Origin of the sequence: Candidatus Methanoperedens sp., from assembly GCA_027460535.1 — an archaeon.
Taxonomy (GTDB): domain Archaea; phylum Halobacteriota; class Methanosarcinia; order Methanosarcinales; family Methanoperedenaceae; genus Methanoperedens.
In genome coordinates, this window is record JAPZAR010000011.1 from 20544 (window position 1) to 33928 (window position 13385).

Below are 13385 nucleotides of genomic sequence, written 5' to 3' on the forward strand. Positions count from 1 at the left end.
AAGAATAGGTTATAAGAGATGATATTATTTCCTATCGTCCTTTTGCTTCCTTTTCTCTTACGGTCTTCCTGGTTTTAATTGCTGGCCCCATTTGTATCCTCGCAGTGGATGGACAGATACAACCCCGGGCAATGTGATCTGAGATAAGCGATGAAGCCTCGGGAGGGATTTGAACCCTCGACCTAGAGATTACAAATCTCTCGCTCTGCCAGGCTGAGCCACCGAGGCGGTGGGCTTTTAAGGTCGGGCTAAAATTTAAAAGCTTCGGTATTCAGTCCTCATCAACCAATTTTATATCCGGCTCCTCTGGCACAAGTATGCCCTGTATGATCACTGCGTATGCAGGTCTTGCTATAAAGACCCCGATAAGCACGCCCACTATGGTAATTTCAGCAAAACCCCGGAGGGCGTTGGAATCCATGAACAAGATAAGGGGCAACATTGCCACAAGAACCGTCGCGGCGGCAGCAAAGATAATTGCAAACGCTTTCGAGATTCGGGACTGGTACACCTTATTTGGAGGCATGAAGCCGCCAGCAAGCACTTCATCCGTGATGATTATGAGATGGTCTACCCCTGTGCCTATGACCGCAATAATACCTGCAATGGTCGCAAGATCAAGCTGCAATCCGATAAAGGGGAGCGATGCAAAACCCAGTATGATGATGACTTCACTGAAAGACGTAGCGAGCATAGGAATCGTTATGTTGGGCTGTTTATATCGCAGGGCAACAACAATCGCAACAAGTATCAGAGCTATAAGTCCGGCAATCAATACCTGCTCCTTAAATTTCTGGCCGAGAGGTGCAGGGACCTCGCCTGAACCTGCCTCATTCACATTGACAGGCAGCGCTCCTGCTCTCAAGTGGAGCTGGAGTTCTGTTGCTTTTGTATGGCCATCATCGCCTGTTCCTGTAGTGGCGACAAGGTCTTTCACAGGTACGCTCTGTATGTTCTTTGCAAGGTCGGGGGCCAGCGGTGCATCAAATACAAGGTTATTATCAAGATACATGCTCAGGTAATGGGCACCGGGGTTGGTCACTGCGCCATATTTTATCGCTGCATCTCGAAGCGCTGTAGCACCATCATCACTGAGCTCGAAAGGCACACCCCACGCATTTCCCCTTTGTGTCTGGACCGGATCCACCCTTTTGATTTCGGTCCCATAAACTACATGAGCGGTCTCGTTCCCCTGCACCTGTATCCTGATCTCGAATTTGCCGGGGGTCAATGCAAGTCTTCTTGCTTCTTCTACTGCAATTCCTGGCATATCAACGAGAAGGTAATTATCTCCGATAGGCGTAATTGTTATTTGTTTAAGGGCTATCGGATTCAGTTTCGCATTAAGAACCTTGATGGTGAGGTCACTTGTATCTTTCGTCACCCCAACCCGAAATGGCGGAATGACTTTTCCTCCAACAGGTTTTAAAATGTCATTCAACGATGCTTCAGTCACCGTTTTTCTTATTTCGAACGTGATGGCAGTGCCCTGAATGGGAACGACCTCTGTATTCAGTTTATTCTGCAGATACTTCTGTATCACCGCTATTTTGTTTGTCTGCAATGTTACTTTAGTGCCGCCTTCAGTGCCCCTGGATATTGATGATGTACCAAATCCAAATGAATCTATCACGTTCTTAGTGGTTTCTTTCGATGTTGTAAAAGTGACAGAACTTGAAGTCACTTCATTGATCGTGATCGACGTATCATTAAGCAATCTTCCAAATTCTGCCTGGATTATTTTTCCTTCGTCTGCATCAACCTGTGCGACGGCACCCTGCAGTTGTAGCTGCAGCCATGAACCGCCATTCAGGTCAAGGCCATATTTTAGTCCAAATGTGGCTATGGAGGCAATAGAGCCCAGGATTACCAGTACGAGCAGCATGACACGTATATTCTTATAGAATGGTTCCTGATCGTTCATGCTGTCCGCCTCCTCTTTTTTGATTTTTCAATTCTTTTCTCAGGTTGTTTTGTTCCCATATACCATCTCAAGATCCCTACATTGGTCATCCATGTGTTTATCATATCTGCGATCAGGCCAAAAATAAGGACTTCAGAAATGTCTTTTATGATATCAATACGTGTGAATGATGTAATAAGACCTGAAGATACAACGAACAATGCAACAAGAGCGGCGAGTGCAGTAGTCGTCATGGTCAGTCCTGTGACCATTGCATCCTTTATCTTATCGTTCAATTCACCCTTGCGCTTTAACAATCGCGTTGTTAAAAGTATGTCCGTGTCAACAGAATAACCGATAAGCATCAGAAGAGCTGCTACAGTGCCGAGGGACATCAATATCCCGAATACATCGGTCATCGCCGCAGCAAAGGCGATGTCAGCAAATGCTGAAATCACTACTGCTAGCGACGGAACAAGAGTCCTGTAGATTATGAAGACCACGATTGCCATAAAAATGAACGAGATAACTATGGCACGAACGGCCTGCCCCTGGAGAGATTTACTGAATTGTTCTCCCATGTCCCTTATTTCGACATTGGCGAACTCAGATTTTGCTTTCGTGATCAGATCTTGCTTTAAAGATGGATCCATGGGGCTGAACTGCATTATTTTACGTTCCCCCACACTATATTTTCGCACCTCTACGCCCGGATAGTTCTGAAACTCCTCCTTCAACTGGTCAAGCGTCATTGAGCTATCAAAGATTATCGCTGTACCTCCCTTGAATTCCATACCCAGTTCTACAGGCGCGCCGGTCCTATAGGTCGTAATGGCCAGGATAGAAAGCGATAATATGAGAAGTATTGCTGGAATAATCAGCATCTGTTTTAAGCTGAAGCTTTTGACGTACGTTTCTATAACTTTTTCATTAAACAAATTCATCGCGATTCTCCTTACGGCTCATAGGACTCGTCTAGATTAGTATCAATATATTTACCTTTTGCTATTTGATAATCTATTGCTTTGAAAAACTGAAGTTGCTGGCCAGCTTCCGGTCAGGATCAAGCTTCGGTAAATATTTATCATTTGCTGTATATTAATCCCTGATGCGTCCCACTATAGATGAATATTTCATGGAACTTGCCGGCATTGTTGCTAAGCGCTCGACGTGCCTGAGAAATCAGGTAGGCGCCGTCATCGTGAAAGATAAAAGGATACTTTCCACGGGTTATAACGGCGCGCCCCGGAATCTTCCGCACTGCCTTGAGATAGGCTGCATAAGACAGCAGAACAATATAGCTTCGGGAACGAGGCATGAACTCTGCAGGGCCGTGCATGCGGAACAGAATGCTATCATACAAGCTGCGCTGCACGGGGTAAGCATCGAGAACGCAACGCTTTATTGCACGCATCAGCCATGCATCCTTTGCGCAAAGATGCTCATCAATGCCAATATTGAAAAAGTGGTCTTCGGAACTGTCTATCCTGATAGCGATGCTTTAAAATTCTTTGAGAAGGCCGGAGTTAGGGTCGAACAATTTTCAGGCAGTTCCCCCGGGGATTCATGCTAGAGGGAATAATTGAAGTGGTAATACAGGCTGTCTGGCTGATGATTCCCGCTTATATCGCCAATCCCACGGCCGTAGTGTTCGGCGGGGGGACACCGATAGACCTTGGGAAGAACTGGAGGGACGGGAGAAGGATACTCGGCGATGGGAAAACGATACGTGGTCTGATCGGGGGAACGGCATGTGGGATACTTGCTGGCATTGCCCTGATGCAGTTTTCACCGGTCAGTTGGCTTGGAAGTTTTACTTTCGCGGCTATAATTACACTTTCTTTGGGCGCACTTCTGGGGGATATTATTAAAAGCTTTTTTAAAAGAAGGCTCGGGTTCGAGCGAGGGGCAAAATTCCCGCTTGCAGATCAGCTTGATTTCGTCGCAGGCGCGTGGATCCTCACGTATATTTTTGACCCTGCATGGTTCACTTCGAACTTCACTATACAGGTAATGATTGCCGTCCTCATATTGACGCCAATATTTCATCGCCTGACCAATATTCTCGGATATTATCTAAAAGTGAAAAAGGAGCCGTGGTAGAATGGAGACTCTTGCAGATGCTCTTAAGGAATGCGGGGCCATAAAATTTGGCGAGTTCACGCTTGCTTCGGGGAAGAAAAGCAGTTTTTATGTGGATATCAAAAAGGCGAGCACGAATCCTCGCATATTGAAAATGATAGCACATTGCATTTCAGAGGTATTGAACACCCGCTCGATTTACGCTGATTACATAGGCTGCGTGGCCCTGGGAGGCGTACCCATAGCTGTCGCTGCGGCCCTTGAAACCGACCTGCGTCTCCTGATAATAAGGAAGGAGACCAAAGAGTACGGCACAAAAGACAGGATCGTGGGTGAAATAGAGCGAGGACGGTCGGCAGTATTGGTCGAGGATGTGACCACTACAGGCGGCTCTGTAATAAGAGCCACAAAAATATTAAGGGATGAGGGGCTCGTAATCCGTCATGTGATTGCGGTTGTAGACCGCGAAGAAGGGGCTATGAGAAATCTTGAAGATGCAGAAATTGACTTCATCTCGCTCGTGAAGGTCAGTGACCTGCTAAAAAATAAAACTAAATAGAATGATTAATTTACAATGGATTTCAGCAGGTCTTTATCACGCAGAAGCCCCAACAGTTTCCGCGTGCTCGTAATTACAGGCAGCTGGTCTATCCTGTTGCGCCTCATTTTCCTGGCGCAATCGCTGACCTGCGAACTCAATACTGCGGTCTCAGGTTCACCCTTGAGCTTTATTATACCTTTTACGGGTGAACTTGGCAAATTCATTTTTGATACGCTGTAATATAGACTCATGGTATCACGCAGTGATTCCCACGTCCAGGCATCGTCATCCGACCCCGCAGACATGTTTGACATCTCTGTTCGGTCTTCGATCACAGTTGCGGCGATGAGGTCTTTATCGGAAGCAACACCTAAGAGAACGAGATTTGTGTCCAGGATCGGAACAGCTTTTACATCTGCCAGTTCCATTATCGCGCCTACTACGGAAATGGGGGTCTCGCTCCAGACCGTCACAACATTATTTCCCACGTAATCACTGATGGGATTGGTAATATCCAGTCGCGCTATTGCCCCGACAATATCTGCAATGGTGACAATACCGACAAGAGAAGTGCCATCAACCACTGGCAAACGCCTGATGTGGTTTTGCAGAATTGCATTTGCTGCATCGACTATGGATTTTTCTGAGGAGATCGTTACCGGATTCCTCGTCATTATTATTGCGATCTGTTCTTCTTCTGGGTTTTTCAACAGGTCCGTCCGGGTCACAATCCCGACCACCTCACCATTTTTCACGATAGGAACCCCGGAGATATGTTTAGTTTTTAGTATCTCAAGGACTTCATCCCTGGACCCGGGTAATTCTGCAGATGCAACATCCTTGACCATAACTTCCTCAACAGTGATGCTTTCCGGAGCTTCAGCCATTATTTACTCCCTTTCACTTTTTATTTTTCCCACGCACCACAAGAACAGGTATTTTCGAGATGCGAACTACCTTCTCTGCAACGCTCCCAAGCAGGAATCTGTCAAGGCCACTTTTTCCCAGCGTCCCCATGACAATGAGGTCCACTGAGTTCTTTTCAGCATATTTGATTATTTCCTCTGCTGGATGCCCTTCAATCGTGAGCCTTTCCAGGTCCAATCCCTCGGCTGACGCCTTATCGGCTACGTATTTTGTCGCCTCATCGCCTTCCTGCCTCAAAAGCTCGTACATGCTTTCCCATGCGGCATCCATCGGGATTGATGCAAAAGCCGCGGTATCAATAACATAAATAGCATAAAGTCTTGCCTCGGTATTCTTTGCCAGATCAATTCCGTAGTCAACCGCCTTTTTCGTATACTCCGAACCGTCTGTTGCGATTAAAATCTTTTTACACATTTTGCTTGCCATACGTTCTCTCCTTTATATTATTCCGATAATGTCATCAGGTCTTGCCCGTCTCACCAGACTGCTTAATGGATTTCTTATACCCTGCATATTATTGGATCTTTTATTCAATATCATCAGTCTTGCTTTTTTCCCCTTTTCGATGGAGCCCAATTCATTTTCTATTCCTAATATTTTTGCTCCATTTAGCGTGCACATCTTAAATACTTGTCTGTCATCATAAATATTTGTTTTTGCAAGAAATTCCATCTCAGAGAACATATTGACGGAATTGAGCATTACGTTATCAGTCCCCGCTGCAACAAGGATACCTTCACTTAACATTTCCTTAACCTGCGGGATGCCCGAATTCGTCAGGAAATTCGAACGAACGCATACCACAACAGGAACACTGGCTTTTGAGACTGAACTGATATCTTTCTTATTTGCTTTTGTCAGGTGGATCAGGTGATCTGGCTCCAGTTCAAGTGCTGGCATTATGTCAGATGAATCCTTTTCCCCTGCATGGATGGCAAATTTCTTTCCTTTCTCCCTTGTCCGCCCTACAATTTCTCTTATGATCTCTATTTCTGAATCGCTGGTGCTGCTCAAGCCGGTCCCTTCGCAACAATCAAGATAGCTCATGTCGTTGTTCAGGGGTCTTCCGAAAATCTTTGCTTCGATCTTATCGCTGGAACCCATCGCATCTCTCAGTGCTTTCACGCCTTCAATACCTCCTTCCCGAAAATCCGCAAATGCGCAAGTGCCGGTTTTTATCATGTCCATGATGCTCGCTTTAATGGAGGCCACCAGGTCGCTGCGGGAGGTACCCTGCAAAACCCTGTGTTTTAATCCGTGCGGAGGCTGCACGAGCTCTGGGAGAGGGAGATAGGGTGGATCTTTTATCACGGAATCCCCTATATGCGTATGGGCGTTCACAAAGCATGGGGCGATTATGGTATCTGCTGCAATAGTGCAATCTTCAAAATCCTTGATTATGCCGTCCTCAATTATGAGCTTACCATCAACGGCCTCAAAGTCATCCCCGTAGATTATGGTCCCTTTGAGTTCCATGCGGTCTAGTCTTCTCTCAAGCTATTTGCTTTTTTCGTCTAATACGAATACCTCTCCTCTTTCCACGGGTCCGCGCTGTTGCTATAGCCCCTCTGTTCCCAGAAGCCAGGCTCCTGCTCCTCGGTGAACACCGCTCTGCGCACCCATTTGGCGCTCTTGTATGCATATTTCTTGGGAACAACAAGGCGGAGCGGCCCTCCATGGATGGCTTCAAGCGGCTTTCCTTCATAATTATAGGCAAAGAGCACATCGGGTTCCATCAGCTCCGTAATCGGCAGGCTGGTGGTGTATCCGCCATCGCACTCAATAGTTACGAACCTGGCATTATTTTTGGGTTTTACGAGGATAGCAAGGTCAAGGAAACGAACACCTTCCCATTTCAGATCGAATTTGCTCCACCCGGTTACACAGTGGAAATCACTTATATCGGTCGTTTTCTCGAGCATCAGTAATTCATCATAAGTCAATCTGACCGGGTTTTCCACGAGTCCCTCAACGCGGAAATCCCATATACTCCTGTCAAACCGCGGTACCTGCCCGAAATGCAGTACAGGAAAATCTGTTCTCAGGCGCTGGTTAGGTGGAAGTCGCTCCATAAGTTTAATTAAGTAATGGATACTTCGAATATTAAGTATAACGATTAACTTTCTTGTGAAAAGGACGATTAACATACAGATACGCTTTTACTTTACAAAAACAATTAGAATCAAGTCTATGCACGAGGCAAAATCAGTTATTCTTGAAAAAATTAGCCGTACCCTTTCAGCACACGATGAAATCGTGGCAGCATATGTGTTCGGTTCGTACGCAAAAGGGTATGAAAGACCTGACAGCGACCTGGACATTGGACTCTTACTAACACATGATGAAGAGGGCGGCGGCCTGTACCCTGAACGAATAGCAGGCGAATTAAAAGACGCCTTACAAACTAAACGTGACATCGACGTCAGAATACTGAACAGGGGGACGCTTCGGTTCTTGCATCAGGTCCTGAATGGCAGGCTCATTTTTTGCCGGGATGATAAAAAAAGGATTGAATTTGAGACTTCGACAATCAGGAAATATCTTGATTTTAAACCCTTCCTGGAAGAGTACGACAGGATGCGAAAGGAGAGGATATTGCTTGATAGATAAGGAAACAATTTCTGCTAAATTCGATGTAATTGATAAAGATATTGAGTTTCTCAGTGAATTTAGAGAAATGAATGAAGAGGAATTTATAGGCAGCTATAAAAACCTGCAATCCGCAAAATATTCGCTTTTAGAGCTGATAGAGGCTTGCATCGATATCGCGCACCATATTATTGCGGCCAAAGGATTCGGAAGGGCAGAAGACTACAGGGAGATTTTTTACCTGCTCGGCAAGCGGGGAGTCCTGGATGAAAGACTTGCATCGAGACTTGGTGATATGGCAGGCTTCAGGAATCTGTTAGTCCACAGGTATGGGGATATCGACAACCTGCGGGTATTTGAGATCATCAATTCTGAGCTGGGTGATGTGCTGGAATTTGAAAAGGCAATTTTAGAGTATCTGGAAAAAGAGTGAAAAAATCCCTCTATTCCACGAACGGCTTCCCTGACTTCAATATCACATCCGCCACTTCCGGACGCATGGAATCCGCGGGCGGCCTCTTGCCAGCTTCTATCATCTGCCTCATCTTTGTGCCTGAGAAATCTATCCTGTCATTGTGGGGGCATACCTTGTCATTGGTTATCCCACCGCATTTGTTGCAGTGGAAGAATGACATGAAGAACATGGGCTCGATGCCGATATCGGGGAACTCTTTGAATATTTCCTGTGCTGCATATGGATGATAATAACTTCCCACGCCTGCATGATCTCTTCCAATTATGAAATGCGTGCAACCGTAGTTCTTTCGAACGATGGCGTGGAATATCGCTTCACGCGGGCCGGCATAGCGCATCTCGGTCTGGAATATGCCAAGAACGACACGATCCTTGGGATAGTAATTATCGATAAGAACCTCGTAGCTTTCAAGGATGACATCATCCCTGAAATCGCCTTTCTTCTTCTTGCCTATGACGGGATTTATGAAAAGCCCGTCCACCAGGGTGAGCGCCGATTTCTGCAAATACTCATGACCCAGGTGCGCCACGTTACGGGTCTGGAATCCCACGATCTTTTCCCATCCTTTTTCCTTGAAGAGGTTCCGCGTTTCCGTGGGTTTCAGCGCATACTTGTAATATGGCGATTTTGACTCATTAATAAGATTTATTTTGCCGCCCAGCAGCGTATCTTTCATGGAATATGTCTTTGCCACTCCTGGATGGGCGGCATCGTTAGTCCCGAAAACCTGCTCTGCATAGGCCCTTTTATCGTAGCTGTAGATCTCATCAACCTGCATTAAAGCCACAAGATGCTCATTGCTTTTCAGGAGAATATCGTCTCCTTCCTTTATTTGGTTATTATCAGTGTCAACCACGATCGGAAGCGTCCACGGGAGACCGTTTGAGAGGCGCTTATTGTAGAGGATGCTTTCATAATCCTCCCGGCAGTTAAAACCTTCAAGCGGGCTGAACAATCCCGAAGCGATGTTCTCCACATCCTTCATCAGGTCAACGCTGATCGGACCGCTCTGGTATTCAGAAGCCTGCTCGGTGATCTTTTTTCGTTTCTGTTCGGTTAATGTTCTGCTGATTAACTTTCCGCCATGAGGTTTTATTTGAGTCATTGTAATCCCGGATTTTGCGGTCAAATGTAGTTTCTGTTTAATAATTGTTTGCGAAGGGGCAAAATGGATATCTGGATTCGAAATAAACTCAGAGATAATCCCCGGAAGTAAAATTATTACATCACAAGATATTTTCAACCCAACTCATGATTTCAGCAGCCCCTCAACATATTCCAGCGATCTCTGTTGGTGTTTTAACGTCACATTTCCCTTTATCCCATGTTCCATAAGCAGATACAGCATCTCTCTTCGGCTCACATCTTCCCTCAGGGTTATTTTCCTAAGCTTTGTGCAGATTCACTGCATACTCCCTCAATCCGAGCCTGATAAGTTATTGCATCGGATTCCTCCACATCTCGCCATCTATTTCTAAATTGATTAGATTAAAATATCAGTACAACCATATGGTACAACCATGCCTTTTACAAAAGTGAGTCATAAGTTCCAGGTGGTAATACCTAAAAGCATACGTGAACTGCTTCGAATATCAAAAGGGGATTTATTGCAGGTCTATGAGAAAGACGATGAGATTGTGATGAAAAAAGTCGAAACCAGAGAGCCATTATCTCTTAAGAATTTAAAGGGACTTGGCAAGGAAATATGGAAAGATGTCGATGTTGAAGAGTATATTAAAAAGGAGCGGAAGAGTTGGTGAAATATAAACGGATAGGACTTGACACCAATGTGCTGATTTATTATATAGAGGAACATCCTTTTTACCTAAGAAAAATTGAACCGCTGGTAGACAGGATTTCTGAGGGAAAAGCCATCGGGATAACCTCTTACGTGACGCTCCTTGAATTGCTTGTAAAACCTCTGAGGGAAAAAAGATTCGATCTTGTTGAGCAGTATAAAAGAATCCTGGCAGCTCGGCTTGAGATGGTGGCTATGGACGAATCGGTCTCAATAAAAGCTGCTGAACTTCGGGCAAAATATGGGATAAGAACACCCGATGCAATCCAGCTGGCATCTGTGATCACAAGAAATGGGGATGTCTTCGTAACCAATGACGAAAGACTGGGCGTTGTGGAGGAAATTGAGGTTTTAACTCTCGGGGAAATTCCAGATTGAATACCTCTTTTCGGACTACTTCTTCACATTCCCTGCATGCAGCCCGCATTCTTTCTTGGTGGCATCTTCCCACCACCAGCGCCCTTCGCGCTCATGCTGGCCTGGTATCACTGGTTTCGTGCAGGGCTCGCATCCTATGCTGACGAAACCCTTTTCATGGAGCTTATTGTAGGGAACATCGTTCTCCCTGATATAATCCCAGACCTGTTTTGATGTCCAGTTGGCGAGCGGATTGAATTTCACAAGCTTTCCAGTCCCGAAAGTGGGGTCCTTCTGGACGACGGGTACATTAGCTCGTGTTCCGGGGCTCTGGTCTTTTCTCTGCCCGGTTATCCAGGCATCAACCGTGTTGAGGGCTCGCTTAAGAGGATCCACTTTGCGCGCATCGCAGCATTCCTTGTGGCCGTCCTTATAGAATGAGAACAATCCTTTCTCCCTGACCAGCTTCTCGGTCGCATCCCGATTTGCAAAAAACACCTCGATATTGACATTGTATCTATTCCTTACGTCTTCGATGAACTGATAAGTCTCAGCATGGAGGCGTCCGGTGTCGAGTGTAAAGACCCTGAAATCATTTCTTATCTTTTTTGCCATGTCGATCAGCACCACATCCTCGGCGCCGCTGAATGATATTGCGATGCTCTTGAATTTCCCAAGCGCAAGTTCCAGGATTTCCTGCGGCGACCTTTTCTCGTATTCTTTTGCTGATTGTTCAATATTAATTTCTGTCATTGTTATCCTCATCCAAGTATCTCTTTCCCGAACCTCTCGAGCCCCACTCGTTCAAGGCAGTCCCCGAACCTTTCCCCGACATTTGTATTTTTCTTTGACCACTCTATTATTTTCCTGAATATAGCGACCGCCTCTTCAGGGGATTTCGCGTCTGTTAATTCTTTTCCGAGTTTCGGGTGTTTCCCTATCATCCCGCCGACAAAGAGTCTATACCCTTTCCATTCCTCTGTAATGAGATCCGACGGGCAGGCTCCGATGCAAGCGCCGCACAGGTTGCATTTGTCCCAGAGTATCTTCGCTTTATCGTCTTCCAGGACGATGGCTTTCTCGGGGCACATGAATGTGCAGGTCCCGCAGCCTGTGCACTCACCGGTATTGATGGCGGGTTTGAGTATCCCCATTACCCCAAGGTCGTTCTCTTGCGGCTTGGCGCAGGCGTTAGGGCATCCCGTCACGGCAAATTTTATCTTTACAGGCATGTCCTCGCCAAAGAATTCCTTATCCAGTATTCCTGCCAGTCCGTATGTATCTATGATCCCGTAATTACATTCAAGATTTCCCGGGCATGAAATGATATTGCGCACACGCGGCCCGCTATATGGATGTATCCTGTCCCATATTTTTGGGTGATCCGGCTTATCCCGGAAAGCTGGTCGCAGGTGACATTGCCGCAGGGCATGCGCAGCCTGACCACGAACAGGTCTTTCTGGCGCTGTTTCATGTAACCGGATTTTTTTAAAGTCGCTACGTCAAGTTTTTCAAGGCTCATGATGCTCCTCGATATTCGGGATGATATTTATACAATTCTGGAGCATGAATAGTTAAAGTTTAAATATACCTGATGAATGAGGCAATATTTGTTAATAAAACAGCACATTATTTATCTGATTATCGATAATACATAATCAGGACTACAGCAGGGGGAAAAGTATGGAAAATCAGATTCTCTGGCTCAACAGGAAAGAAGTGGAATCGCTCCTCGATATGAAAGGTGCTATTAAGGTAGTAGAAGAGGCATTCCGGCAGCACGGCCTCAAGAAAGTACAGATGCCTCCGAAGCTGTATCTTTATTTCAAAAAGCACAACGGTGACCTGAGAACGATGCCTGCTTATCTTGAAGAGCAGGATATCACCGGGGTTAAGATAGTGAACGTTCATCCGGATAATCCCAAAAAAGGTCTTCCTACGGTGATGGCGCTTGTTGTCCTGAATTCAACAGAGACAGGTGCGCCCATTGCAGTAATGGACGGGACTTATCTGACGAATATGCGGACAGGAGCAGCTGGCGGCGTTGCAGTGAGATATCTTGCACGCAAGAATGCGAAAACAGTGGGTTTTGTGGGTACGGGGAACCAGGCAGTTACCCAGCTTATGGGAATCAATGAAGTTATTGATATCGAGGAAATAAAAGCCACAAGCGCCTCGGAGAAAAGTACGCTTGCGTTCAAAAAGGAAATGGAAAAAAAAGCAGGCTGTGATATAATCCCCAAGAAAAGCATCGAGGATGTCTGCGACTGCGATATCATAGTAACGACAACGCCATCAAGAGAGCCCATAGTTATGAACGAGTGGATATCGGAAGGCACACATATCAATGCAATAGGCGCCGATGCTCCAGGAAAGGAGGAGCTTGACCCGAATATCTTGAAGCGCGCCAGAGTAGTTGTGGATGATATTCCCCAGGCTTCGCATTCAGGGGAGGTCAACGTGCCCATATCAAAGGGACTACTCTCTGAAAAGGATATCTGCTGCGAGCTTGGAGAGGTGATCGCAGGAAAGAAAAAAGCCAGGACAAAAGATTCCGACATCACTGTTTTTGATTCAACCGGGCTTGCGATCCAGGATGTTGCGACTGCGGATATGGTGTATCAGAAAGCGCTTGAGAAAAAGATCGGGATAAAGTTGCAGCAGTTCTAAAAATTAACCTCCGATAAAATCTCTGACATTACCACAAACTTTA

General features: G+C 45.9%; 18 protein-coding genes and 1 tRNA gene. 8 read left to right on the forward strand and 11 right to left on the reverse strand.

Features of this window, described 5'->3' with window-relative positions; translation table 11 throughout:
• Positions 1-154: 154 nt before the first annotated feature.
• The 3 genes from O8C65_04495 to O8C65_04505 form a co-directional block, all read right to left on the reverse strand.
• Positions 155-228 (reverse strand) — tRNA-Thr (locus O8C65_04495).
• A 43-nt stretch (positions 229-271) separates the two neighbouring features.
• The gene (locus O8C65_04500; GenBank protein ID MCZ7356170.1) at positions 272-1924 is read right to left on the reverse strand and encodes a preprotein translocase subunit SecD; all 1653 of its coding nucleotides are present in this window, start codon (positions 1922-1924) and stop codon (positions 272-274) included.
• The gene (locus O8C65_04505; protein MCZ7356171.1) at positions 1921-2847 is read right to left on the reverse strand and encodes a protein translocase subunit SecF; all 927 of its coding nucleotides are present in this window, start codon (positions 2845-2847) and stop codon (positions 1921-1923) included. The genes O8C65_04500 and O8C65_04505 overlap by 4 nt, the downstream gene beginning before the upstream one ends.
• 164 nt (positions 2848-3011) lie before the next feature.
• On the opposite strand from O8C65_04505, the gene O8C65_04510 reads away from it, so the two are divergent.
• From O8C65_04510 to pyrE, 3 genes are read left to right on the forward strand one after another with little or no spacing between them, the layout of a single operon-like run.
• On the forward strand, positions 3012-3476 hold the full coding sequence (locus tag O8C65_04510; GenBank protein MCZ7356172.1) for a cytidine/deoxycytidylate deaminase family protein: 465 nt from the start codon (positions 3012-3014) through the stop codon (positions 3474-3476).
• Positions 3470-4006, forward strand: a complete 537-nt coding sequence (locus O8C65_04515; GenBank protein ID MCZ7356173.1) for a CDP-2,3-bis-(O-geranylgeranyl)-sn-glycerol synthase — start codon at positions 3470-3472, stop codon at positions 4004-4006. Before O8C65_04510 ends, O8C65_04515 begins: the two co-directional genes overlap by 7 nt.
• Before the next feature lies 1 nt (position 4007).
• The gene (pyrE, locus tag O8C65_04520; protein ID MCZ7356174.1) at positions 4008-4544 is read left to right on the forward strand and encodes an orotate phosphoribosyltransferase; all 537 of its coding nucleotides are present in this window, start codon (positions 4008-4010) and stop codon (positions 4542-4544) included.
• A 5-nt stretch (positions 4545-4549) separates the two neighbouring features.
• Here the strand turns inward: pyrE and O8C65_04525 are convergent, their stop codons facing one another.
• The 4 genes from O8C65_04525 to O8C65_04540 are packed head-to-tail and all read right to left on the reverse strand — an operon-like array spanning position 4550 to position 7525.
• The gene (locus O8C65_04525) at positions 4550-5413 is read right to left on the reverse strand and encodes a CBS domain-containing protein (GenBank protein ID MCZ7356175.1); all 864 of its coding nucleotides are present in this window, start codon (positions 5411-5413) and stop codon (positions 4550-4552) included.
• A gap of 13 nt (positions 5414-5426) precedes the next feature.
• Positions 5427-5879 (reverse strand): universal stress protein, encoded by a 453-nt coding sequence (locus tag O8C65_04530; GenBank protein ID MCZ7356176.1) that lies wholly within the window; start codon positions 5877-5879, stop codon positions 5427-5429.
• Between the two features lie 12 nt (positions 5880-5891).
• The gene (locus O8C65_04535) at positions 5892-6929 is read right to left on the reverse strand and encodes an amidohydrolase family protein (GenBank protein ID MCZ7356177.1); all 1038 of its coding nucleotides are present in this window, start codon (positions 6927-6929) and stop codon (positions 5892-5894) included.
• 38 nt (positions 6930-6967) lie between these two features.
• Positions 6968-7525 (reverse strand): sulfite oxidase-like oxidoreductase, encoded by a 558-nt coding sequence (locus O8C65_04540; protein MCZ7356178.1) that lies wholly within the window; start codon positions 7523-7525, stop codon positions 6968-6970.
• Between the two features lie 118 nt (positions 7526-7643).
• Between O8C65_04540 and O8C65_04545 the strand changes: the two genes are divergently transcribed.
• Positions 7644-8063, forward strand: coding sequence for a nucleotidyltransferase domain-containing protein (locus O8C65_04545; GenBank protein ID MCZ7356179.1), 420 nt, complete (start codon positions 7644-7646; stop codon positions 8061-8063).
• Positions 8053-8475: a DUF86 domain-containing protein gene (locus O8C65_04550; GenBank protein MCZ7356180.1), complete on the forward strand. Its 423-nt coding sequence runs from the start codon at positions 8053-8055 to the stop codon at positions 8473-8475. The genes O8C65_04545 and O8C65_04550 overlap by 11 nt, the downstream gene beginning before the upstream one ends.
• A gap of 10 nt (positions 8476-8485) precedes the next feature.
• Here O8C65_04550 and sat read toward each other — a convergent pair whose 3' ends face one another.
• A complete protein-coding gene (gene sat / locus O8C65_04555) occupies positions 8486-9622 on the reverse strand; it encodes a sulfate adenylyltransferase (protein ID MCZ7356181.1) in 1137 nt (378 codons plus the stop codon).
• Between the two features lie 415 nt (positions 9623-10037).
• Here sat and O8C65_04560 point away from each other — a divergent pair, with 415 nt between their 5' ends.
• Both O8C65_04560 and O8C65_04565 read left to right on the forward strand, forming a co-directional pair.
• A complete protein-coding gene (locus tag O8C65_04560) occupies positions 10038-10277 on the forward strand; it encodes an AbrB/MazE/SpoVT family DNA-binding domain-containing protein (protein MCZ7356182.1) in 240 nt (79 codons plus the stop codon).
• Positions 10274-10693, forward strand: a complete 420-nt coding sequence (locus O8C65_04565) for a type II toxin-antitoxin system VapC family toxin (protein MCZ7356183.1) — start codon at positions 10274-10276, stop codon at positions 10691-10693. The genes O8C65_04560 and O8C65_04565 overlap by 4 nt, the downstream gene beginning before the upstream one ends.
• A 15-nt stretch (positions 10694-10708) precedes the next feature.
• Here the strand turns inward: O8C65_04565 and O8C65_04570 are convergent, their stop codons facing one another.
• From O8C65_04570 to O8C65_04580, 3 genes are read right to left on the reverse strand one after another with little or no spacing between them, the layout of a single operon-like run.
• Entirely contained in the window at positions 10709-11425 is a 717-nt protein-coding gene (locus O8C65_04570; protein MCZ7356184.1) for a phosphoadenylyl-sulfate reductase, read from the reverse strand.
• 8 nt (positions 11426-11433) lie between these two features.
• Positions 11434-12009, reverse strand: coding sequence for a 4Fe-4S binding protein (locus O8C65_04575; protein MCZ7356185.1), 576 nt, complete (start codon positions 12007-12009; stop codon positions 11434-11436).
• Positions 11955-12194 (reverse strand): hypothetical protein, encoded by a 240-nt coding sequence (locus O8C65_04580; protein MCZ7356186.1) that lies wholly within the window; start codon positions 12192-12194, stop codon positions 11955-11957. The genes O8C65_04575 and O8C65_04580 overlap by 55 nt, the downstream gene beginning before the upstream one ends.
• A 161-nt stretch (positions 12195-12355) precedes the next feature.
• On the opposite strand from O8C65_04580, the gene ala reads away from it, so the two are divergent.
• On the forward strand, positions 12356-13342 hold the full coding sequence (gene ala / locus O8C65_04585; GenBank protein MCZ7356187.1) for an alanine dehydrogenase: 987 nt from the start codon (positions 12356-12358) through the stop codon (positions 13340-13342).
• Positions 13343-13385: the final 43 nt, after the last annotated feature.